The following is a 21,149-nucleotide window of genomic DNA, read 5'->3' as shown; positions in this document are numbered from 1 at the left end:
CAATAGCATGTCTGCTTCAGTGAATTCGTCCAATGAGCGAACAAGACGTATGTGATTTTTCCGAAGTTTGGCATATGGTCAGGTCACATGAACCAGAATATCCGCAATGATGGTCGATTGGACCGCTATGACCGTGCTATCCTCGATGCGCTTGCGGTCGACGGACGCATGAGCGTAACCGAACTCGCGGAGCGCGTCGGGCTGTCCAAAACGCCGACGCAGGTGCGTTTCCGTCGCCTTGTCGACGAAGGCTATATCCGCGGCTTCCGCGCGATCCTCGACACCAAGAAACTCGGCATGGACCATGTCGCCTTCACCGAGGTGAAATTGTCCGATACGCGCGAAAAGGCTCTGAACGAATTTAATGCTGCGGTGATGCGGATCCCAGAGATCGAGGAGTGCCATATGATTGCGAGCAGCTTCGACTATCTGCTCAAGGTGCGCACTGCGGATATTCGCCGCTATCGCATCGTGCTGGGGGAGAAGATTTCGACGCTGCCGCATGTCGCGAACACGTCGACCTTCGTTGCAATGGAAACGGTGCGCGAAGCGACCGACTGATGCTCGCTATTTCGCGAACAACTGGTCGGGGTCGGCGAATGCCTTGAACTCGAGCGCATTGCCCGCCGGATCGTAGAAGAACATCGTCGACTGTTCGCCGGGCTGGCCGGGGAAGCGCGTGTGCGGCTCGATCACGAACGTAACGCCATGCGCCTGCAGCCGGTCGGCGAGCGCCTGCCATTCGGCGGGGGGCAGGACGACGCCGAAATGCGGGACGGGGACCGAATGGCCGTCAACCGGATTATGCCCGGCGACGGCTTCGCGCCGTGCGCCGACGCAGTGCGCAACGATCTGGTGTCCATAGAGGTCGAAGTCGATCCAGTCGCTATCGCTGCGCCCCTCGGGACAGCCGAGGATTGTGCCATAGAAATGGCGCGCGGCGTCGAGGTCGTCGACCGGAAAGGCAACATGAAAGGGTGAAAGGCCGGACATATCGCCTGCTTAATCCGAACGCGGCGCAGCGTCCACCCGGTCGATCGCGCCGGTGTCGAGCAGCGGCGCCGCATCGATGGCCTCGGCGCCGAGCACCTGCGCAAGCCGCTCGGCCCCGGCGAGGATCATCGCCTGTTCCCAGGAGGGGAGCAGGGCGAAGCGTTCGGCGAATTTTTCCTGCAGCAGATCGGGCGCCTCGACGACGCGCCGATGGCCTTCGGGCGTGGCGGCAAGGTGAATCTGGCGCTTGTCGCGTTCGCTCCGCTCGCGTCGTACCAAGCCAAGCGCGACAAGACGGTCGACGATCGCGGTGATTGTCGCGTGGCTGAACTGCAGGCTGCTTGCCACGCTTCCCGGCGTTGCGCCCGCCCTCGCGTCAATCTCCCGCAGCACGAGGAGCTGCGACGGGGTGAGCCCAGTGGCTGCCGCAAGTTTGCGGCTGCCCGTATCGGTCGCGCGCAGGATGCGCCGCACGGCGCGCAGGGTGGCGTTCGCAATCTCGCTGTCCATCGCAATCTGTTAGCGCGGACGGTCGCGATGCGCCAATTTGAATTGCGATCCTGCTCCATCCTGAAACTATTTTATAAAATGAAACAATATCGCCTCCGCGGGGTTGATGTTTGACAGCATATGCTTATGTTTTTGCGTGATGCTGCTTCATGGTCACCGTGAGGCGGCTTTCATTTATTTCAGGAGATGAAAAATCCTTGATCGGCAAAATGACGCAGAGTCCTTGACCGACGCCCAGAATGCACCCTCCGAGACGGCGCCTGCGGGCGCTATCCGCTTTCGCAAGCCGGCCTCCACCGACGGGCCGGCCATCACCGCGCTGATCGCGGCTTGCCCGCCGCTCGATCGCAACTCGCGCTACTGCAACCTCATCCAGTGCGCACATTTCGCCGACCATTGTATCGTCGTCGAAAAGAACGGGCGCATTATCGGCTGGGTGTCGGGTTATCGCCCGCCGTCGGACCCGGCCGCCTTCTTCGTCTGGCAGGTCGCGGTATCGACCGAAGGCCGTGGCCAGCGGCTCGCGAGCCGGATGATCAAGGAGCTGCTGGCGCGTCCAGCTCAAAAGGGCGTCAAGCGGCTGATCACGACGATAACGGCTGACAACGACGCGTCATGGGCCTTGTTTCGCGGGCTTGCCCGTGACTGGGATGCCGAACTGGAACGCCAGCCGCTGTTTGAGCGCGAGGCGCATTTCGCCGGCGTCCACGCCACCGAATTCGAGGCCCGCATAGGCCCCCTCAACGACAAGAAACTGCAGGAAGAACAAGCAAAATGACCGACATCATCGGCCCCAAACCGTCCGGCGTGATTCCGGACCGAAGCCTTTACGAGCGCCGCGAATCCGGCGTCCGCAGCTATGCCCGTGCGATGCCGCGCCAGTTCGGTAAGGCCGAGGGCGTGTGGATGCACGACACGCAGGGCGGGCGTTATCTCGACTTTCTGTCGGGCTGTTCGACGCTCAACTATGGCCACAACCACCCGATCCTGAAGCAGGCGCTGCTCGATTACATCGCTGCCGACGGTATCGCGCACGGCCTCGACCTCCATACCGACGCGAAGGAGGATTTCCTCGCGACGTTCGAGGATGTGATCCTGCGCCCGCGCGGGCTCGACTATCGTGCGATGTTTACCGGCCCGACCGGCACCAATGCGGTCGAGGCGGCGATCAAGTTGGCGCGCAAGGTTACCGGCCGCGAAATGGTGATTGCCTTCACCAACGGCTTTCACGGCATGACGCTGGGAGCGCTCGCGTGCACCGGCAACGCCGCCAAGCGCGGCGGTGCGGGGGTTCCCCTCAGCCATGTCAGCCATGAACCCTATGACGGCTATTACGGCCCCGATGTCGACACCGCCGATCTGCTCGCGCAGCGGCTCTCCGATCCGTCGAGCGGCCTCGACGCTCCCGCTGCGATCCTCGTTGAAACGGTGCAGGGCGAAGGCGGCCTCAACGCCGCGTCGCCCGAATGGCTGCGCGCGATCGCCCGTATCGCCCGCGCGCACGGCGCGCTGCTGATCGTCGATGACATCCAGGCGGGGTGCGGCCGGACGGGCGGCTTCTTCAGCTTCGAGGGCATGGGCTTCACCCCCGATATCGTCACGATGGCGAAATCGCTGTCGGGCATGGGGCTGCCCTTTGCGCTGACTCTGTTCCGTCCCGAACTCGACCAATGGTCGCCGGGCGAGCACAACGGCACCTTCCGCGGCAATAACCATGCGTTCGTCACTTCCGCTGCGGCGCTCCGCCATTTCTGGAGCGGCGGTGCCTTCCAGGCCGACGTCGCGCGGCGTGCGGCGCTGCTCGAGGATCGCCTGCAGGCGATTGCCGCCGAATATGGGTTCGAGGTGCGCGGGCGCGGGATGATGCGCGGAGTCAACGTCGGATCGGGCGAGCTTGCTGCCAGCGTGACCGCCGCCTGCTTCGCCGAGGGACTGATCATCGAGACGAGCGGCGCGCATGACGAGGTCATCAAGGTGCTCGCGCCGCTGGTGATCGACGACGCCGTGCTCGCGACCGGCCTAGACATACTCGAAACCAAAATCCGCGAGGCGATGACGACGGATTATGCCGTCGCCGCCGAGTAAATCAGGAGAACCGACACATGATCCTTCGCAATCTCAATGACATTCGCAAGTCCGACCAGAATGTGCGCTCGGACGGCTGGGCGAGCGCGCGCATGCTGCTCGAGCAGGACGGATTGGGCTTTTCGTTCCACGTCACGACGCTGTTCGCGGGCGCCGAACTCAAGATGCATTATCAGAACCATCTGGAATCGGTGTTCGTGCTCAAGGGCAAGGGGACGATCGAGGACCTCGGCACCGGCAAGACGCACAAGCTCAAGGCCGGCGACCTCTATGCGCTGAACGACCATGACCGCCACATCCTGCGGCCCGAGACCGACATGCTGACCGCCTGCGTCTTCAACCCGCCCGTTACCGGCAAGGAAGTGCATGACGAAAGCGGCGCCTATCCCGCCGCCGAACGCGAGCCCGTTCCCGCCGACTGAAACCGATTTCCAATATCAGGGGGAAGTCCCATGCAAGACATCTACCCATCGCGTCACGCGGCCCGACCCGAAATGCGGCCGCGTCAGGACCCGGTCGTTCATAGCGAATGGACCGACGCCGCACCGATCAGCCGAGCGCAGGCCGAGCAATTCGACCGCGACGGCTATCTGGTGCTCGAAGACCTGTTTTCCGAGGCCGAGGTCGAGTATCTCCAGCGCGCTGCCGGCGGGCTCCTTGCCGATCCGTCGGCGCTCGACGCCGAAACGATCGTGTCGGAGCCGCAGAGCAAGGAAATCCGCTCGATCTTTGAAATCCACCGCCAGAGCGACGTGATCGGCCGCCTTGCCGCCGACGCGCGGCTCGCCGAGGTTGCGCGCTTCCTGCTCGGCGACGAGGTGTATATCCACCAGTCTCGCCTCAATTATAAGCCCGGGTTCAAGGGCAAGGAATTTTACTGGCACAGCGATTTTGAAACCTGGCACGTCGAGGACGGCATGCCGCGGATGCGCGCGCTGTCGATGTCGGTGCTGCTGGCGGAAAATACGCCGCACAACGGACCGCTGATGGTCATTCCGGGGTCGCACCGCACCTATCTGACCTGCGTCGGAGAAACGCCCGACAATCATTATCTTAGCTCGCTCAAGAGGCAGGAATATGGCGTTCCCGACGAGGACAGCCTCGCTGAACTCGCGCACAAACATGGCATCGTCGCGCCGACGGGGAAGCCCGGGACAGTGATCCTGTTCGATTGCAACCTGATGCACGGATCGAACGGCAACATCACGCCCTTCCCCCGCGCTAACGCCTTCCTTGTCTATAATGCGGTGAGCAACCGCCTCGAAAAGCCATTTGGCGTCGATAAGGCGCGCCCCTGGTTCCTCGCGCATCGCGGCGATCCCGAACCGCTCCGGGTCGAACATGGCGCGCTCAACGAAAGGGTTGCGGCATGACGGGCCGGCATAGTGTCGAGAAGATCGGCGGAACCTCGATGGCCGCGACGGCGACCTTGTTCGACAATGTCCTGATCGCCGGGCGGTCGGGCTCCGAACTCTACAACCGGATTTTCGTGGTGTCGGCGTATGCCGGCATGACCAATTTGTTGCTCGAGGACAAAAAGACAGGCGAGCCGGGCGTTTATCAGCGCTTCGTCGCCGATGATGAAGGGGCCGATGGCTGGCGGCGCGCGATGGATGACGTCCGCCGCGCGATGCACGAGCGCAACGCCACCATGTTCGTGCGCCCGGCGAGCCGCGCCGAAGCCGACGCTTTTGTCGATGCGCGCCTCGATGCCGTTGCCGATTGCCTCGACGACCTCGCGCGCCTGCGCAGTCACGGGCGCTTCTGCGTCAAGGAACAGCTTGTCACGGCGCGCGAATTGCTCGCGGGGCTCGGCGAGGCGCATAGCGCGCACAGCACCAGCCTGATGCTGCGCGACCGCGACGTAAACGCGCTGTTCGTCGACCTGACCGGCTGGGATCAGGAAGATCTTCGTACGCTCGACGAACGGATCGAAGAGGCGCTGGGCGACGTCGACCTGGCAACGACAATGCCGATCGTCACTGGCTATGCCGGGTGCCGCGGCGGGATGGTTCGCCGCTTTTCGCGTGGCTACACCGAAATGACCTTCTCGCGCATTGCGGTTCTGACCGGTGCGCGCGAGGCGATCATCCACAAGGAATTCCACCTGTCCAGCGCCGACCCCAAGCTTGTCGGCGAGGACAAGGCGCGCAAGATCGGTCGCACCAATTACGACGTCGCCGACCAGCTCGCCAATGTTGGCATGGAGGCGATCCATCCGGGGGCGGGCCGCGGGCTTCGACAGACCGACATTCCGCTGCGCGTCCGCAACACCTTTGATCGCGAAGATCCGGGCACGCTTGTGTCGGGGACCTACGTTTCCGACGTTCCGCGGGTCGAGATCGTGACCGGTATTCGCCACATGCAGGCGCTGCAATTCTTCGAACAGGATATGGTCGGGGTGAAGGGTTACGACTCTGCGATCCTCGACGCGCTGGCGCGGCACGGCCTGTGGATCGTCAGCAAATCGTCGAACGCGAATACGATCACCCATTATCTTTCGGCGAGCGCCGATGCAGTCAAAAAGGTCATTGCGGACCTCGAAAATGCCTATCCCGACGCGGCCATTTCGGCGCATCCGGTGGCGATGGTCTCCGTTATCGGCAGCGACATTTCGCGGCCCGGCCTTGTCCCCGACGCGCTTCGCGCACTTGAGGATGCGGGGATTTCCATGATCGCGATGCAACATCAGATCCGCAACGTCGACGTGCAGTTCATCGTCCAAGGCCGCAATTTCGAACGTGCCATTCGCGTGTTGCACAAGGCGCTGGTCGAAAGCGACGAACTGGCCGGGGAGGGGCGGCGCGCCGCCTGACGCGCCGCGGTAGCGGCCGATGCTCGCCATGATCCAATCCGTCCGCAGCCTGCTTGTCGCGATTTTCGTGTTGATGGCAGGCAGCGGTTTCCTGTCCACGCTCGTCGGGCTGCGGCTCGAACGCGCGGGCAGCGGGACGATGGTGATCGGGCTCGTTGCGACCGCCTATTTTGGCGGGCTTGTGCTCGGGGCGTTGCGGGCAGGGGGTGTGGTCCGCCGGGTCGGACATATCCGCGCCTTTGCGGCATTCGTCGCGCTCTTGTCGGCGAGCACGCTGATCTATGCGCTCGTACAGCAACCGCTGCTGTGGGGCGCACTTCGCTTCATCGATGGCGTGTGCGTCGCGGGCGTGTTCATCTGTGTCGAAAGTTGGCTCGGGGACCGCTCCGAACCCGAGACGCGCGGGACGATCCTCGCGCTCTATATGGTTGCGCTTTATGCGGGGCAGGCGCTTGGCCAATTGCTGCTCAATGTCGGCCGCGGCGATCCGGCGGTTCCGTTCGTCGTCGGCTCGATCCTCATTTCGCTGGCGATAATCCCCGTCTGTCTGACACGCAGCACCGCGCCGGTGCTGGGTGAAGCGGCGACGTTGCCGCTACGGCGGTTGTTCGACGCTTCGCCATTGGGCGTAGCAGGTGCGGGGATCACGGGGCTCGTGCTCGGCGCCTTCTATGGACTTGCCGCAATCTATGCACGCCGTCTGGGGCTCGACCTCGGCGCCACGGCGACCTTCATGATGACCGTCATCCTTGGCGGGGTGGCGCTCCAGTGGCCGCTCGGGTGGTTGTCGGACCGCTATGACCGCCGGCACGTCATCATCGGCTGTTTCGCCGCGACGCTGGCGGTCAGCGCAGCGCTCGCGATGCTTCCCGGTGGCGTTCTGCTTCTCGGGCTCGGCGCGGCGTTCGGGGGGTTAAGCTTTGCGCTCTATCCACTGTGCGTTGCGCACGTCAACGACCGTCTCCTTCCGTCGGAGCGCGTGACGGCGAGCAGCCAACTCGTCTTGCTCTATTCGGTCGGCGCGGCGCTCGGCCCGCTCGGTGCGGCGACGGCAATGACGCTGGCGGGGACCGCCGGATTGTTCCTGTTCATCGCGCTGTGCACAGCGCTGATGCTCGGCTTCGGCCTATTGAGGCTCGCGGCAAGCGCGCCCGTCCCCGCACTCGATCAGCAAGATTTCCAGATCCTGCCACGCACGACGCCCACCGCAGCGCTCCTCGATCCCGCTGGTGCTGACGAACCCGGCCCCGCGGCACAGACTGAAAGCAGTTAGACATGGATGCTCAGACCAACGCCGCCGATATGCCGACGACCGGTCAATCGACCGACCCCGATACGCTCCGCCGCGCGATTACCGCGTCGGCGCTGGGCAATGCGACCGAATGGTTCGATTACGGCATTTATGCCTATGGTGTGACCTATATTTCGGCGGCGCTGTTTCCGGGAGACGTCGAGGAGGCGACGTTGTTCGCGCTCGCGACCTTTGCCATCTCCTTCCTCATCCGTCCGCTCGGCGGGCTGTTCTGGGGGCCGCTCGGTGACCGGATCGGGCGCAAGTCGGTTCTGGCAATCACCATCTTGCTGATGGCGGCGGCGACCCTCGGTGTCGGACTGGTTCCGTCCTATGACAGCATCGGCCTCTGGGCGCCTGCAATCCTGATTGTGTTACGCATAATTCAGGGCTTTTCGACCGGCGGCGAATATGGCGGCGCGGCGACCTTCATGGCTGAATATGCGCCTGATGACCGGCGCGGCTTTTTCGGCAGCTTCCTCGAATTCGGGACGCTCGCCGGATTTTCGCTCGGCGCGGCGTTGATGCTGGGCTTTTCGCTCATGCTCGGGGATGCGGCGATGCACGATTGGGGGTGGCGCATCCCGTTCCTCGTCGCCGCACCGCTCGGCCTCATCGGCATGTATCTGCGCGCGAAGATGGACGACACGCCAATTTTCGTCGAGGAAAGCGTCGTGGCGGAGGGCCGCGCGGCGCCGGGACTGGGCACGATCATACGCGACCATTGGCGCGCTCTGCTCGTGGTCGCGGGGCTCGTCGTTGCGCTCAACGTCGTCAACTACACGCTGCTCAGCTATATGCCGACCTATTTGCAGCGGCGCATCGGACTGACGCCTGATGAGGCGCTTGTCGTGCCGATCATCGGAATGCTCTTCATGATGGTCTTTCTGCCGATCGCCGGGGCGCTGTCCGACCGGGTGGGGCGCCGTCCGATGTGGCGCTGGTCGCTGATCGGCCTCTTCCTCTTCGCCGTGCCGCTGTACATGCTGATCGGTACCGGGTTGGCGGGTGCGGTTGCAGGCTTTATCCTTCTCGGCCTGCTCTATGTCCCGCAGCTTGCGACGATATCGGCAACCTTCCCGGCGATGTTCCCCACCGCGGTGCGCTTCGCCGGTTTTGCGATCGCCTACAACGTCTCGACGTCGCTCTTCGGCGGTACCGCGCCGGCGATCGGCAGCGCGCTGATCAGCGCGACGGGCGACCAACTGATGCCGGCCTATTATTTGATGCTTGCATGCCTCGTCGGGCTGGCCGCCTTGCGTTTCATGCCCGAAACTGCCGGCCGGTCGCTGCGCGAAGATCCCTTCGCGCGCGGAACCTGAACCAAACGCGCGTCAGAAGGCCTTGGACGCCGATACAAAGGCGCGGAAGGCATTCTCGCCATGCGTCGTCTCGACCGGAACGCCCGCCTCGGCTTTGACATAGATGCCGCCGAGCATGAAGCGCGCTCCTCCGCCCACCGACGCCAGCGCCTGGTTGCGCGCAATCCCCGCGGGATGTCCGTGCTGAAATGCCGCACCGCCGTCGATAAAGGTGAAAAATTCTACGTGCTGGAACGGACCGAAATGTTCGCCTGGACGGAAACCGATTTCGAGCGAGCCACCGAAGCCATGATCGCCCGTCAGCTCGTTGAAGTCGAAAGCCCGGCCGACCTGGCTGCCGCCGAGTGCAAATTCCTCGATGGAGAGCAACGGCGCCGACGATAATTGACCGGCTGCGAATGCGCGCAGGGTGAAGCGCGGGTCGAGCTGTTGCGATGCCTGCACGGTAAAGCTCACCTTGGTGAATTTTCCGCCTGCATCGGGGCGAGAGGCAAGCGGATCGCCGGGTTGGGTTGCCGCATCGAAATCGAGCCCCTGCGCCACCCAGAGTTCGCCGCTGAACGATCGCGCCGACGCGCCTGCAATGGCCATTCCAAAGCGCGCGACGCGAATGCGGTCACGCTGCAGGCGTGTGACGTCATGACGGCTGATACTGCGCCAGTCGCTTACGCCAAGCCTTGCGATGGCCGAAAATGCGCGGCTGCGAACGAGGGGGTAGCGTAGCTGGGCAGAGAGATGGGTCGAGCTTCCGTCGACGGGGATATTGTTGGCGCGCTGATATTGGTCGCCCTGCGATGCCGCCAGCTCCAGTGCCAGCCCGTCGGCACCGATCGGTAAGGCATAGGCGGCTTGCCCATAGAGGTAGCGAAAGCCGTCGCCAGGAATAGCGAACGCATTGAGGCGAAGCTCGTCGCCCGTGGTCGCAAGCGAGGCTATGCCCAGCGAGGTATAAAGGCGCACGCGGGCGTCGGGGATCGTTCCGTGATTGTCGAAATAGGCCAGCCCGCGGACTGCATTGCGGACGATGCGTATCGTCATCACATGGTCGGCGGGGCTGCCTTCGACGCGCGCGACACTGACATCGGCGACCTGAAATCCCGGCTGATCGCGCAGAAGTCCCAGCACGCGCTCGAGCGTTGCGGTGCGCAACGGACGATCGGCGGAGAGCGGGGCGGCGATTGCGTCGAGGCCGGACTGATGCCGGCCGGCGCCCTCGATTACGACCGCGCCGACCTGTCCCTCCACGACATCGATGCGCACGACGCCGCCGCGCACATTCTGTCGCGGCAACATGGCATAGGACAGCGGGTAGCCCGCCGCCTGGTATCGCGCCGTAATTCTGGCGGCTATTTCCTTCAGCCGCGCGTCGTCGACGACGGTGGCTAGATAAGGTTCATATTCAGCCGCGAGTTCGGCCGGAGTAAAAGCAGTGGCCCCACTGACGTGAACAGCGCCGAGGATAAAGCTTTCGCCGGTAGTCGCGCTTTCGGCGGCGACGTTCAGGCTGGGCAAGGTCGCGGGATCGGCCGGCTTTTCGATCGGGGCGCGGGGAATCGTTCGTTCGATAGCCGAAGGTTCGACCGTCGATTGCGCATGGGCTGCTTCCGACACTATCAGGAACAGGCCCGACGCAGCCAGAAAACTTTGTCTCAAAACGGGACGGGACTTCATTCCGGACGCTCGCTTCGTGTCTGAAATCGGAAACAACGCCGTGCAGCTTGCCACACGATAGTTAACAAGCGGAAAAGCCTGAGGTTTGCGGCAAGGTTTGATTAACCAGTGCTGGCGATTTTTCGTTATCCCTGACGCGATATCCCTGAAGCGGTGGAGGCAGCCGTTACGTGCTGCGAAATCTGGCATCGATCAATTGGGCGCGTCGGGCGCTGGTGCCAAAGCCAAACCGGGACCAAGTCATGCAACGCATCATCTTGTTCGTTATGTCAGCCTTTCTGATTTTCGCGGTTCCCGCGACTGCGAAAGAGGTGTCGAGTGCCTGGACGGTCAGCGAAAAGACCGGCGATGTGCAGGTGCTGCGCGGCGGGTTGCAGCCGGTGTCGCTTCGAAGCGAAGGGACGCTGAAACCCGGCGATATTATCGCAACCGGCGCGACTGGCCGCGCCGTGCTGACGCGGCAGGCCGATTATGTGATCGTAGCGCCGAACAGCCGGGTGAGCCTGCCTGCGGCGGATACGCCCGACGGCATGACGCGCTTTTTCCAACAGGTCGGAACGATGCTTTACAAGGTACGCCGGATGGGCGTGCCACATTTCGAGGTTGAAACGCCGATGCTTGCGGCGGTCGTGAAGGGCACGACCTTTACCGTGATCGTCGATCGGGACCGCAGTGCGGTGCAAGTGACCGAAGGTAAGGTCGAGGTGACCGCCGTCACGGGAGGGATGAAACGCTTGGTGATGCCGGGCGAGACCGTATTCATTAATCGGGAAGATCCTTCGGACCTGGTGTTGGCGTCGACCGCGTCGGTGGGCATTGTCGGTGACGGTGACGGAGGTGTGCAGATCGACGGTTCGGCGCCGGAGCCGCTCACGAACGTCGTCACGCTGACCGGCGGCCTGGTCCAGGCGGCCGCGCCTGTGCAGGTCGCGGCGCTCGTTCCGCCCAGCACGACGGTTGACGTGCCTGCGGTCGCTGCGCCTGCCGGCCTGACGCCGACGACGCCGTCTGTGGCAACGCCAGCAGCGACCGTACCAGCAGTGACGACGCCGGCGGTCACGACGCCGACCGTCACCGTGCCCTCGACAACCACACCGACGGTCACAGTCCCGGCGATCACGACGCCGGTTGTGACGACGCCCGCGATCACCGTGCCTTCGGTTACGACACCGGCGGTGACGGTCCCGGCGATCACGACGCCGGTTGTGACGACGCCCGCGATCACCGTGCCTTCGGTTACGACGCCGACGGTTACGGTACCGGCGATCACGCCGCCGCCTGTCACCATACCCGCAGTGCCGGTACCGGTTGTGCCCGTGACCACGCCGCCGGTGACAATTCCCGGTATAACCTTGCCGCCTATCCCGGGTCTTTGACCTGATGCGCTCCGTGCGTCAGCGAGCCGGCGAGCGACGAAGCGTTCCGGCGCCTGGCATCAGGATGCTCTTTGACCGGCCGGTCGAAAGGATCGCGCTTGCCGTCGCGGTTGCGTTGCTAGCGGGGCTGCTGTTCCTCGCGGGGCTGTTTGACCCCGTTGAAGACAGGCTTGGAAGCGCACGCGCCAGCCTGCTGCAACGTGCGCCGACGGGCGATGTAGTCATCGTCGAGATCGACGCCCAAAGCCTCGCGAAACTGCAGACCTGGCCCTGGTCGCGCAGCCACCATGCCGCGCTCGTCCGTAAGCTGGAAAAGGCTGGTGCCCAGAGCATCGCCTTCGATGTCGATTTCAGTGCCTCTTCCGACCCGGCCGCCGATCGCGATTTCGCCGCCGCGTTGACCGAAGCCGAACCGGTCATCCTGCCGATATTCCAGCAACGCGCGTCGGATGGAGCCAGAAGCGACACGTTGATCGTCAGTCGCCCTGCCGCGCCATTTTCCGCTGCGTGGGCGGGCGGCGTGAACATTTTTCCCGACAACGACGGTACGGTACGACAATATGCTGCCGCCACGTTCATCGATGGACGAATCCAGCCGTCGATCGCGACCCTGCTGGCGCAGACCAGCGCGCTCGGCGATCGCAGCTTTCAGCCCGATTGGGGTATCGACGCCCGCAGCATCCCGCGCCTGTCGTTCATCGACGTCGTCGAAGGGCGCGTGCCCGATGGTGCGATTGCCGGAAAGCGAATCATCGTCGGCGCAACCGCCATCGAACTCGGCGACCGCTATCCGGTTCCGCGTTATGGCATCGTGCCCGGCGTGGTCATCCAGGCACTTGCGGCGGAATCGCTGCTTCAAAAGCGGGCTATCCTTCATAGTGGGACCCTGCCGTCGCTTGCCGGTATCCTGTTGATTGCATTGCTTCTGGGCGCGCTTCCTTATAGCCGCTTCGCCCGGAATTATGCGATTGCCGCAGTTGTTTGCGCGGCATTTCTGATTGCAGTGCCAATATATGTTCAGGCGCGGTGGCCGGTGTCCATCGACTCCGCGGCGATGCTCTTCACATTGCTTGCGTGCGTCGCTGTTCGTGGAGGTGCCGAAGTCCGCAAACGGATTGCTCTGCGGGGATTGCACGATGTCGAAACGGGTCTGCCCAACCGTCAGATGCTCGAAGAGCACTTGAAGGGCGTGAGCATCCGCGTCGTCGTCGCGGTCGCGTCAATTGACCGGTTCGAGGCCATTCGCGACGCCATCGGCATCAAGGGGTTTGCTGAGGTTGTGAACAAGGCGGCGGCGCGCCTGGCGCGCGATACCGACACGTCGGTCTTTCGCATCGCTCCGGACATGCTTGCCTTCCTGTTGCCGATGGACAACGCCACAGCCATCGGCTCCCATATCATGGAGGCCAGCCGAAGCTTCCGCGACCCGATAGAAACCTCGGCGGGGCAGGTCGACATCGCCCTCTCCTTTGGTCTCGACCGCAGTCCCGAAAATGCCGCCGTGCTGCGGATCGAGCGCGCCATTGCGGCGGTTGGCGCGGCGCGGTCGGCGGGTGACATTTGCCACTGGTTCGAAGGCATCAACCCCAGCGCGCGTCGCGAACTCTCGCTGATGGGCGAATTGCGTCGCGGAATGGCGCGCGGCGAGGTGACGATGGTTTACCAGCCCAAGCTCGACCTGCGAACCGGGCGCGTCGCCAGCGCAGAGGCGCTGATGCGCTGGCAGCATCCGACCGATGGTTTCATCCCGCCCGATCGCTTCATTCCGCTGGCAGAAGCAACCGGTGTTGTCCGCGAACTAACCGAATATGCCCTCCGCGCGGTCATGGCCGACAGCGCGCGCTGGAAGGCGATGGGGGTCGACATGCGCGTCGCGGTCAACCTGTCGGCGGGCGACATTTCCTGCACGGATTTTTCGGGGATGATCCGCCGCATGTTGAGTGAGCATGGGCTTGAGCCGCACCATATCGCGCTCGAAATCACCGAAAGCGCGATTATCCGATCACCCGAAACGGCGATCGCGGTGCTCAACCGGTTGCGGACGTCCGGTTTGCGCCTGTCGATCGACGACTATGGGACCGGACAATCGACGTTGTCGTATCTCAAGCAACTGCCGGTGCACGAGATCAAGATCGACAAAAGCTTCGTGACCGCGCTGTGCCATGACCGGAGCGACGCGATCATGGTGCGCTCGACGATCGAGATGGCGCATCATTTGGGGCTGGAAGTCGTTGCTGAAGGCATCGAGGACGCGGAGACCACAAAGCTCCTTGCCGACATGGGATGCGACTATATCCAAGGCTATTTTATCGGCAAGCCGTTGCCGTTCGACCTTTTGACGGAAAATTTGCTGTCGGCACCGCCTTCAATTAGCGAGATGGCCTAACCCCGCCGTCAGCCTTCAGAGCTGCAGCTCCCCTGGCGCCCATTTGACGCCTCGCCAAAGCTAATCGCATGCCCATCGGCAATCACGACCCCCCGCGTCGGGCCGAGGGGAAAGATGTTGCGTCATAGAAACGTGCGCTGCGTTCGAGATCGCGCGCGCCGACGGTCATATGGCCGAACAAGGTCATCGGGGGCGTCCTAGATGGCGCCGATCTCGGCAGCGAGCGTGGCAAGCCGCGCTTCGTTGCGGCGATAGAATGTCCATTGCTTGATGCGTTTGGCGATCACCAGTTCGCTCGCCTGCAACACGCGCATATGTTCGCTGAGCGTCGAGGCGTTGATCTCCAGCTTTTCTGCGATCGATTGGCCGCATACGCCATCCTCGATCAGGTCGCCGTCGCGCTGCGGGGGGAAGTGCGCGGTCGGGTCGCGCAGCCAGCTCAGGATCTGAAGGCGCCGTTCGTTGGCGAGCGCCCGAAAAATTTCTGCATTCGACATATTGCCAATTTGCCAATAAACGAAATAAGTGTCAATCGAAGCTTGCACGATTGAGGAATTGCACGATGCCTGTTTTACCCTTTTCGACGGTCGACGTGTTCACGCAGGAACGCTTCGGCGGCAATCCGCTAGCGGTTGTGCTGGGCGGCGCAGATGTTCCGGACGCGGTAATGCAAAAGGTCGCGGCCGAGTTCAATTTGAGCGAGACCGTCTTCGTCCTTCCGCCTGCCGACCCGGCGCACACCGCGCGCGTTCGCATTTTCAACCGTACCGAGGAAATGGCATTTGCCGGCCATCCGATGGTGGGCACCGCGTTCGTGCTCGCATCCGCCGATCCACAACTCGACGTCGCGACGTTCGAGGTTCTGGCCGGCACGGTGGCGGTAGAGATCGAGCGGGATGCGGACCGCGTCGTCCGGGGCGCTACCGTCGAAGCGCCGCAGCCGCTCAGCATAGGGGAAGCGTTACCGCCGGAAACGGTGGCGCAAATGCTACGGCTCCGGCCCGACGATGTTCGGACCGACGCGCACTTACCGATCCTCGCATCGGTGGGTAATCCCTATATCATCGCCGAACTGCGCGACGGGGCGCTTGCGCGTTGCGACCCCGATCTCGCGGTGTTTCGCGAAACATTGGCGCGCTATCCGCAGTTCGGGACGCGGCTGTCGGCGCATGTCTATTGCCGCGACGGCCAGACGCTGCGCGCGCGGATGTTTGCGCCGCTGGCGGGAACCTGGGAGGACCCCGCCACGGGCAGCGCCAATGCACCGCTCGCCTGCCTCCTCCTGTCGCTCGAACCGGACGCCGACGAACGCCGTTTCGAAATCCATCAAGGCGTCGAAATGGGGCGGCCGAGCCTTCTCCACGTCACAGCACGGCGCGCGAACGACGGCATCAGGGCGACGTTGCGCGGCGATTGCGTCGCGGTCTCCACAGGACATATCGACTGTGGCTGAAGAAACGTGGGCGCCCAGCGGGCCGCGCACATGATACGCATCTCAGGCGAAAGTCCAACATCGCGGCCCTGGAGGCAGGCCATATCATCGGCGGGTTGGTGGTCCTGATCCTGCCTCCTCACTGGGTCACACACCCCGACGGCGTCCGCCGAACTGTATAAGCAATCGCCTGCCTCGACCGCGCACATGCGCAACAAGACTGTTGGGCTCTAATCCCGACCGGTGGAAACCAAGGAGCGCGTCACGACAAATTGCGCAGGTCACGGCATCCTGATGCACCTCGGGCGTGTCGAACGGTCTGCATCGAGACGCAGGCACCGTCTTGCGCCTGTGGTCGGACTTGCCGAGAGGATATGTCCTCTCCCTGGGAAGAACGTCTCTCCCTGCCGGGGAGCAGTCAGTCCACTACCGGGCAGCCCGTCGCGGGGACGGGACGCAGCAGCGCCCGGCCGGCAGTGGCACCCGTGGCGCGGCTGTCATCGACTGCAAGAGTGCCGTTGACGTACAATTTGCGCACCCCGACGCTGAGTTCGCGCGGGTTCATATAGTCGGCGCGCGGCGCGAATCCGTCGGGGTCGATCACCGCGACATCGGCGAAAAAGCCGGGCCGCAGATAACCCCGCCGGTCGAGGCGATAGATGTCGGCCGTGCGGCCCGTCGACTGGCGGATGAAGGCGGCGAGACTCACCACCTTGCGGTCCCGCACATAGCGCAGATACTTTTCCGGAAAGCTTGCGTACATGCGCGGGTGGCCGTCAGAGCCGTCAGACGAGGTGACCATCCACGGCTGCTGCATCAACAGGTCGACGTCGGCCTGCGCCATGTTGAACGAGGCGACCGCTGTGCCGCGCCCCCTTTGCTTTTCGTCGGCAGCCTCAAGGCTGTGGCGGATGATGCGCAGCGCGGCGTCGCGGGGGTCGAGCCCCCAGCCTTCGGCGACCGCGGCGAGCGTCTGTCCCGTCCAGGGAAAGCCCTGCGCGATCAGCAGCAGCGACGCCGCGCCACCCCGCCGCCGCAGATTATCCGCCATTTCGTCGCGGATTCGCGCGTGCGTTGCGGTGTCGTCGAGGCGGGCGAGGAGCGCGGGCGCGCCGCCGTCGACCGCCCAGCGCGGCAGCAGCGACGCGTCGAGGCTCGACCCCGAAGCGAGCCACGGATACTGATCGGCGGTCACCTGCATCCCGGCACGGCGCGCCGCGTCGATTTCGGCGATCACGGCGCCTGCCTGTCCGTGGACGTCGACCCCCAGCGCCTTCAGATGCGCAAAATGGACGGGCATGCCGGCGGCACGGCCGATGGCGATCGCTTCGCGCACCGATCCGAGAAGGCCGATGGTATAGCTCGATTCGTCGCGCTGGTGCGTATCGTAAAGCCCGCCGCGCACGGCCGCTTCGCGCGCAACTGCGACGACCTCGTCGGTCGTTGCAAAGCTTTGGGGCGCATAGAAAAGGCCGGCCGAAAAGCCCGCTGCGCCTTCGCACATGCCGCGCGCGACAAGCTTTTGCATCGCGGCGAGTTCGGCGGGTTCGGGCGCGCGCGCCGCCTGGCCGAGGACACGCTGGCGCACCGCGCCAAAGCCGATCAGCGAGACGAAATTGGTGCCCACGCCCGAGGCTTCGATCCGGCGCGCGTCGCTCGCGACATCGGGGGTGCCCGACCCGTCGACGCCGATGACGACCGTCGTCACTGCCTGGTTGAGCCATGCCGGGTTGACGCGCTGCGCCGGGTCGGACGAGCGCAGGAAGCCGTCGGCGTGCGTGTGCGGGTCGATAAACCCCGGCGCGACGATCATGTCCTGGGCATCGACGACGCGCGCTGCGGACAGGCGGCGCAAGTCGCCGACCTCGACGATGGTGTCGCCGCGAATGGCGACGTCGCCAATGAAAGGGGCGCGGTCGCTGCCGTCATAGATCGTCCCGCCGCGGATCAGCAGGTCGACTTCGGCGGAGGTCGGGGCGCTGGTGGCGCAGGCGGACAGCATGATCGCCATCGCGCCGAGCGCGGCGGTGCGACGAAACGATGACAAGGCGGAAGGCAGGGGCATCGGCGACATCCTAGGCTGCAGGCTCCGCACCGGGAGGCGCGCGGCGGCCCGTCATTCGGGACGAACTTGTCGGCAAAGCGCCGCTCTGCGTCCAGAGAGGGTTGTTGCGCCACCTATAACCCGCTGGCATAGAGAGCCCAAGTCGCCACAAAGTCCCCGCATCAGCGGGCGGACATCCCGTGCTGGCCGTCGGGAGACAAAACTCATGAATCTGCGCCAGATCGAGGTTTTTCATGCCGTGTTCCTGCACGGAACGGTCAGCGCCGCGGCGCGGGCGCTCAACGTATCGCAGCCCTCTGTCACCAAGGTACTCCGCCACGCCGAACGTTCGATCGGCCTTCCGCTGTTCGAACGCTCGAAGGGGCGGCTCATCCCCACGCAGGACGCGCGCATCCTGTTCGCCGAGGTTTCCGATATTCAGGATCGCGTCCGCTCGCTGCGGCAGGCATGCCAGAATTTGCGCCACGGCCGCGGTGGCCTGTTGCGCATCTCGGCGCTGCCGTCGCTGGGGCTCGGCGCGATCCCGGAGGCTGTGGCGCGCTTCATGACCGGCCATGCCGATGTGATGTTCGACCTGCAGACCGTCCATCACGACGAAATGGTGCGCAAACTCTATGAGCGCGAAACCGACATAGCGATCAGCTATGAAGTGCCGCTCGCGGCGCCCGTCGCGCACCAGGTGATCGGCGAAGGCGAGCTGGTCGTGATCTTTCGCGAACAGGATCTGCCCGCTGCGCCCCCGCGCATCCGGCTCGATGAACTGCGCGGGCACAAGTTCATCAGCCCGGTGCAGAGCGGGCCGATCGGCCGGATGCTGTCGGGCGAGCTCGACCGGCTCGAGGTGACGCTCAACGAAGTGGTGTCGGCGCGGACCTATTATGTCGCGGCGGCGCTCGTCCATGCCGGGGTCGGCATGGCGATCGTCGACAATTTCACCGCGCACGCGGCGCTGCCACCGGGGCTCGCGAGCCGCCCGCTCCAGCCCGCCATCGCGTTCGACATCAACGCCGTCTATCTGCAGGACTGGCCGCCGTCGAAGACCGCCGCCGAATTTCTCCAGATGCTCTCGCAGGTGATCGAGGAACTATAGCGCAAGGCTATAGGAAGCGCGGCGCAAGATATTGGGGGCCGGCGTGCGGCGGCGATAGACGTTCGCATTCCAAGCCACGCAGGTATCGAACAGCATGATCGCCACCCCCTATCTTCTCTATCTCGGCCATTCGAACGACAATGTCGGGATCAAGACCGCCCGCGGACTGGCGGTATTCCGCCCCGACATTTGCGTCGGCGAGTTTCGCCACGATGACTGCGGACTGACGCTCGACCTTCCGCGCATGGATTTCGCGATGGCGCGTGCGGCGGGCGCCAGAACGCTCGTGCTCGGGATTGCGAATGCCGGGGGCAAGCTGGGCGCGGACCTGATCGAGGACGCCCTTGCCGCGCTTGAATCAGGCCTCGATATCGCCTCGGGGCTTCACCATCGGCTCAACGACGAGCCACGGCTGGTCGAAGCGGCGGCGCGCCTGGGCCGTCAGCTTCACGACGTGCGCAAGCCGCGCCCCGACATTCCGATCGGCAACGGCCTTCCGCGCGAAGGCAAGCGGTTGCTCACCGTCGGAACCGACTGCTCGGTGGGCAAGATGTACACAACGCTGTGCCTCGCACGCGCGCTCGAAAAGCGCGGTATCGCCGCCGATTTTCGCGCGACCGGCCAGACGGGCATTCTCATCGCGGGCTCGGGCGTACCGCTCGATGCGGTTGTCGCCGATTTCATCTCGGGCGCGATCGAACAGCTTTCGCCGCCGCGCACCGACGGTGGCTGGGACCTGATCGAAGGACAAGGCTCGCTGTTCCACCCGTCGTTCGCCGGGGTGTCGACGGGGCTGCTGCACGGCGCGCAGCCCGACGCGCTTGTGCTCTGCCACGATCCCACGCGCCCGCACATGCGCGGCCTCCCGCACTATCAGCTACCCGCACTCGACGAATGTCTCGAAGCCAATCTGCAAGTGGCGCGGCTTACCAACGCCGCCGTTCAGGCGGTCGGGATCGCGCTCAACACGTCGGCGCTCCCCGAAGCGGAGGCGTATGAGCTTTGCGCCCGCACCGAAGAGAAATTCGGCCTTCCCTGTACCGATCCCTATCGCATGGGAGTGGAACCGATCCTCGATCGCTTGCTTGCCGCGACCGGGATCCCCTCGACGATTGCGCAACCCGCCTGATGGCCACCATATCTGCCGCGTTGGCCGTACGGACCGACTGTTTCCCGCTCAACGCCCCGTTTCGCATTTCGCGCGGGGTGAAGACGATCGCGGAGGTGCTGAGCGTCGTCATCCTTCGCAATGGCGTCGTCGGTCGCGGCGAATGCGTGCCATACGCCCGCTATGGCGAGAGCCTTTCGAGCACCACCGCTACCATCGAATCGATACGCGAGGAAATCGAGCGCGGGGTAACGCGGCGCGAGCTGCTGTCCTTGCTGCCGGCCGGAGCGGCACGCAATGCCGTCGATTGCGCCCTGTGGGACCTCGAACTTCGGCAGGGCCGTGCGGCTGCGCGGGCCCGCCCGGTGGCAACCGCGATGACCGTCAGCCTCGACACGCCCGAACGCATGGCGGAGGCCGCGACCCTGTTGGCTGATGCGCCGCTGGTCAAGGTCAAGGTCGACCGCGAAAATCCGGCGGAGGCGCTGCGTGCCGTGCGCAAGGCCGCCCCTGGTCCGCGTCTGATCGTCGATCCCAACGAAAGCTGGACCATCGCCGACGTCGATGCGCTACAGGGGCTGATGACCGATCTGCGCGTCGACCTGCTCGAACAGCCTCTGCCTGCCGATGCCGATGGCGATCTGGCGGGCTATCGCTCGGCGATCCCCATCGCCGCCGATGAATCGATCCACGTCGCCGAGGATCTCGAGACGCTTCCCGACGGCTATTCGGTAGTCAATATCAAGCTCGACAAGACCGGCGGCCGCACCGCGGCGCTGGCGCTCGCCGAAGCAGCGCGGGCGCGCGGGCTCGGCGTGATGACGGGCTGCATGATCAGCTCGTCGCTGTCGATCGCCCCGGCGTGGACGATTGCCGAACGGGCCGACTTCGTCGATCTTGACGGACCCTTGTGGCTCGCCAAGGATCGCGAGGGAGGCGTCAGGGGCACAAAGGGGCTTCTCGCGCCTCCCCAAGCCGGATTCTGGGGCGATTTTTGATATGAGC

Annotated in this window: 19 protein-coding genes; 14 read left to right on the top strand and 5 right to left on the bottom strand. The window is 64.3% G+C overall.

What is annotated here, in order from left to right; all coding sequences use genetic code 11:
• The first annotated feature begins 87 nt into the window (after positions 1-87).
• The gene (locus tag JI743_RS04110; RefSeq protein ID WP_201926190.1) at positions 88-561 is read left to right on the top strand and encodes an Lrp/AsnC family transcriptional regulator; all 474 of its coding nucleotides are present in this window, start codon (positions 88-90) and stop codon (positions 559-561) included.
• Between the two features lie 6 nt (positions 562-567).
• On the opposite strand, the gene JI743_RS04105 is transcribed toward JI743_RS04110, so the two are convergent.
• Entirely contained in the window at positions 568-993 is a 426-nt protein-coding gene (locus JI743_RS04105; protein WP_201926188.1) for a VOC family protein, read from the bottom strand.
• Between the two features lie 9 nt (positions 994-1,002).
• The gene (locus tag JI743_RS04100; protein ID WP_201926186.1) at positions 1,003-1,503 is read right to left on the bottom strand and encodes a MarR family winged helix-turn-helix transcriptional regulator; all 501 of its coding nucleotides are present in this window, start codon (positions 1,501-1,503) and stop codon (positions 1,003-1,005) included.
• Between the two features lie 271 nt (positions 1,504-1,774).
• On the opposite strand from JI743_RS04100, the gene ectA reads away from it, so the two are divergent.
• Genes ectA through JI743_RS04065 form a run of 7 tightly spaced genes read left to right on the top strand, consistent with a single transcriptional unit; the run spans position 1,775 to position 9,016 of the window.
• Positions 1,775-2,281 (top strand): diaminobutyrate acetyltransferase, encoded by a 507-nt coding sequence (ectA, locus tag JI743_RS04095; protein WP_201927288.1) that lies wholly within the window; start codon positions 1,775-1,777, stop codon positions 2,279-2,281.
• Positions 2,278-3,588: a diaminobutyrate--2-oxoglutarate transaminase gene (gene ectB, locus JI743_RS04090; RefSeq protein WP_201926184.1), complete on the top strand. Its 1,311-nt coding sequence runs from the start codon at positions 2,278-2,280 to the stop codon at positions 3,586-3,588. Before ectA ends, ectB begins: the two co-directional genes overlap by 4 nt.
• Positions 3,589-3,605: 17 nt before the next feature.
• The gene (locus JI743_RS04085) at positions 3,606-4,010 is read left to right on the top strand and encodes an ectoine synthase (RefSeq protein WP_201926182.1); all 405 of its coding nucleotides are present in this window, start codon (positions 3,606-3,608) and stop codon (positions 4,008-4,010) included.
• A 30-nt stretch (positions 4,011-4,040) separates the two neighbouring features.
• On the top strand, positions 4,041-4,961 hold the full coding sequence (thpD, locus tag JI743_RS04080) for an ectoine hydroxylase (protein ID WP_201926179.1): 921 nt from the start codon (positions 4,041-4,043) through the stop codon (positions 4,959-4,961).
• Complete coding sequence (locus JI743_RS04075) at positions 4,958-6,403, top strand: aspartate kinase (protein ID WP_201926177.1); 1,446 nt, start codon at positions 4,958-4,960, stop codon at positions 6,401-6,403. The genes thpD and JI743_RS04075 overlap by 4 nt, the downstream gene beginning before the upstream one ends.
• Positions 6,404-6,422: 19 nt before the next feature.
• Positions 6,423-7,676, top strand: coding sequence for an MFS transporter (locus JI743_RS04070; protein ID WP_201926175.1), 1,254 nt, complete (start codon positions 6,423-6,425; stop codon positions 7,674-7,676).
• Between the two features lie 2 nt (positions 7,677-7,678).
• Complete coding sequence (locus JI743_RS04065) at positions 7,679-9,016, top strand: MFS transporter (protein WP_201926173.1); 1,338 nt, start codon at positions 7,679-7,681, stop codon at positions 9,014-9,016.
• Between the two features lie 12 nt (positions 9,017-9,028).
• Here JI743_RS04065 and JI743_RS04060 read toward each other — a convergent pair whose 3' ends face one another.
• The gene (locus tag JI743_RS04060; protein WP_201926172.1) at positions 9,029-10,687 is read right to left on the bottom strand and encodes a ShlB/FhaC/HecB family hemolysin secretion/activation protein; all 1,659 of its coding nucleotides are present in this window, start codon (positions 10,685-10,687) and stop codon (positions 9,029-9,031) included.
• Positions 10,688-10,929: 242 nt separating this feature from the next.
• On the opposite strand from JI743_RS04060, the gene JI743_RS04055 reads away from it, so the two are divergent.
• Entirely contained in the window at positions 10,930-12,063 is a 1,134-nt protein-coding gene (locus JI743_RS04055; protein WP_201926169.1) for a FecR domain-containing protein, read from the top strand.
• A gap of 64 nt (positions 12,064-12,127) precedes the next feature.
• Complete coding sequence (locus JI743_RS04050; RefSeq protein ID WP_201926167.1) at positions 12,128-14,449, top strand: putative bifunctional diguanylate cyclase/phosphodiesterase; 2,322 nt, start codon at positions 12,128-12,130, stop codon at positions 14,447-14,449.
• Positions 14,450-14,646: 197 nt separating this feature from the next.
• Here JI743_RS04050 and JI743_RS04045 read toward each other — a convergent pair whose 3' ends face one another.
• Entirely contained in the window at positions 14,647-14,946 is a 300-nt protein-coding gene (locus JI743_RS04045) for an ArsR/SmtB family transcription factor (RefSeq protein ID WP_201926164.1), read from the bottom strand.
• 65 nt (positions 14,947-15,011) lie between these two features.
• On the opposite strand from JI743_RS04045, the gene JI743_RS04040 reads away from it, so the two are divergent.
• A complete protein-coding gene (locus JI743_RS04040; RefSeq protein WP_201926162.1) occupies positions 15,012-15,902 on the top strand; it encodes a PhzF family phenazine biosynthesis protein in 891 nt (296 codons plus the stop codon).
• 397 nt (positions 15,903-16,299) lie between these two features.
• Here JI743_RS04040 and JI743_RS04035 read toward each other — a convergent pair whose 3' ends face one another.
• On the bottom strand, positions 16,300-17,946 hold the full coding sequence (locus tag JI743_RS04035; RefSeq protein ID WP_201926160.1) for an N-acyl-D-amino-acid deacylase family protein: 1,647 nt from the start codon (positions 17,944-17,946) through the stop codon (positions 16,300-16,302).
• 205 nt (positions 17,947-18,151) lie between these two features.
• Between JI743_RS04035 and JI743_RS04030 the strand changes: the two genes are divergently transcribed.
• From JI743_RS04030 to dgcA, 3 genes are all read left to right on the top strand, one after another.
• Positions 18,152-19,036, top strand: coding sequence for a LysR family transcriptional regulator (locus tag JI743_RS04030; RefSeq protein WP_201926157.1), 885 nt, complete (start codon positions 18,152-18,154; stop codon positions 19,034-19,036).
• 94 nt (positions 19,037-19,130) lie between these two features.
• The gene (dgcN, locus tag JI743_RS04025) at positions 19,131-20,165 is read left to right on the top strand and encodes an N-acetyltransferase DgcN (protein ID WP_201926155.1); all 1,035 of its coding nucleotides are present in this window, start codon (positions 19,131-19,133) and stop codon (positions 20,163-20,165) included.
• Positions 20,166-20,173: 8 nt separating this feature from the next.
• Positions 20,174-21,142 carry an N-acetyl-D-Glu racemase DgcA gene (dgcA, locus tag JI743_RS04020; RefSeq protein WP_438870678.1) on the top strand — a complete coding sequence of 323 codons (969 nt, stop codon included), beginning with the start codon at positions 20,174-20,176 and terminating at the stop codon, positions 21,140-21,142.
• Positions 21,143-21,149 lie beyond the last annotated feature (7 nt).

This window comes from Sphingopyxis jiangsuensis (assembly GCF_016734905.1).
Classification (GTDB): domain Bacteria; phylum Pseudomonadota; class Alphaproteobacteria; order Sphingomonadales; family Sphingomonadaceae; genus Sphingopyxis; species Sphingopyxis jiangsuensis.
Note: the sequence above shows the minus strand (reverse complement) of the source record. Positions and strands in the feature narration are given on the sequence as shown.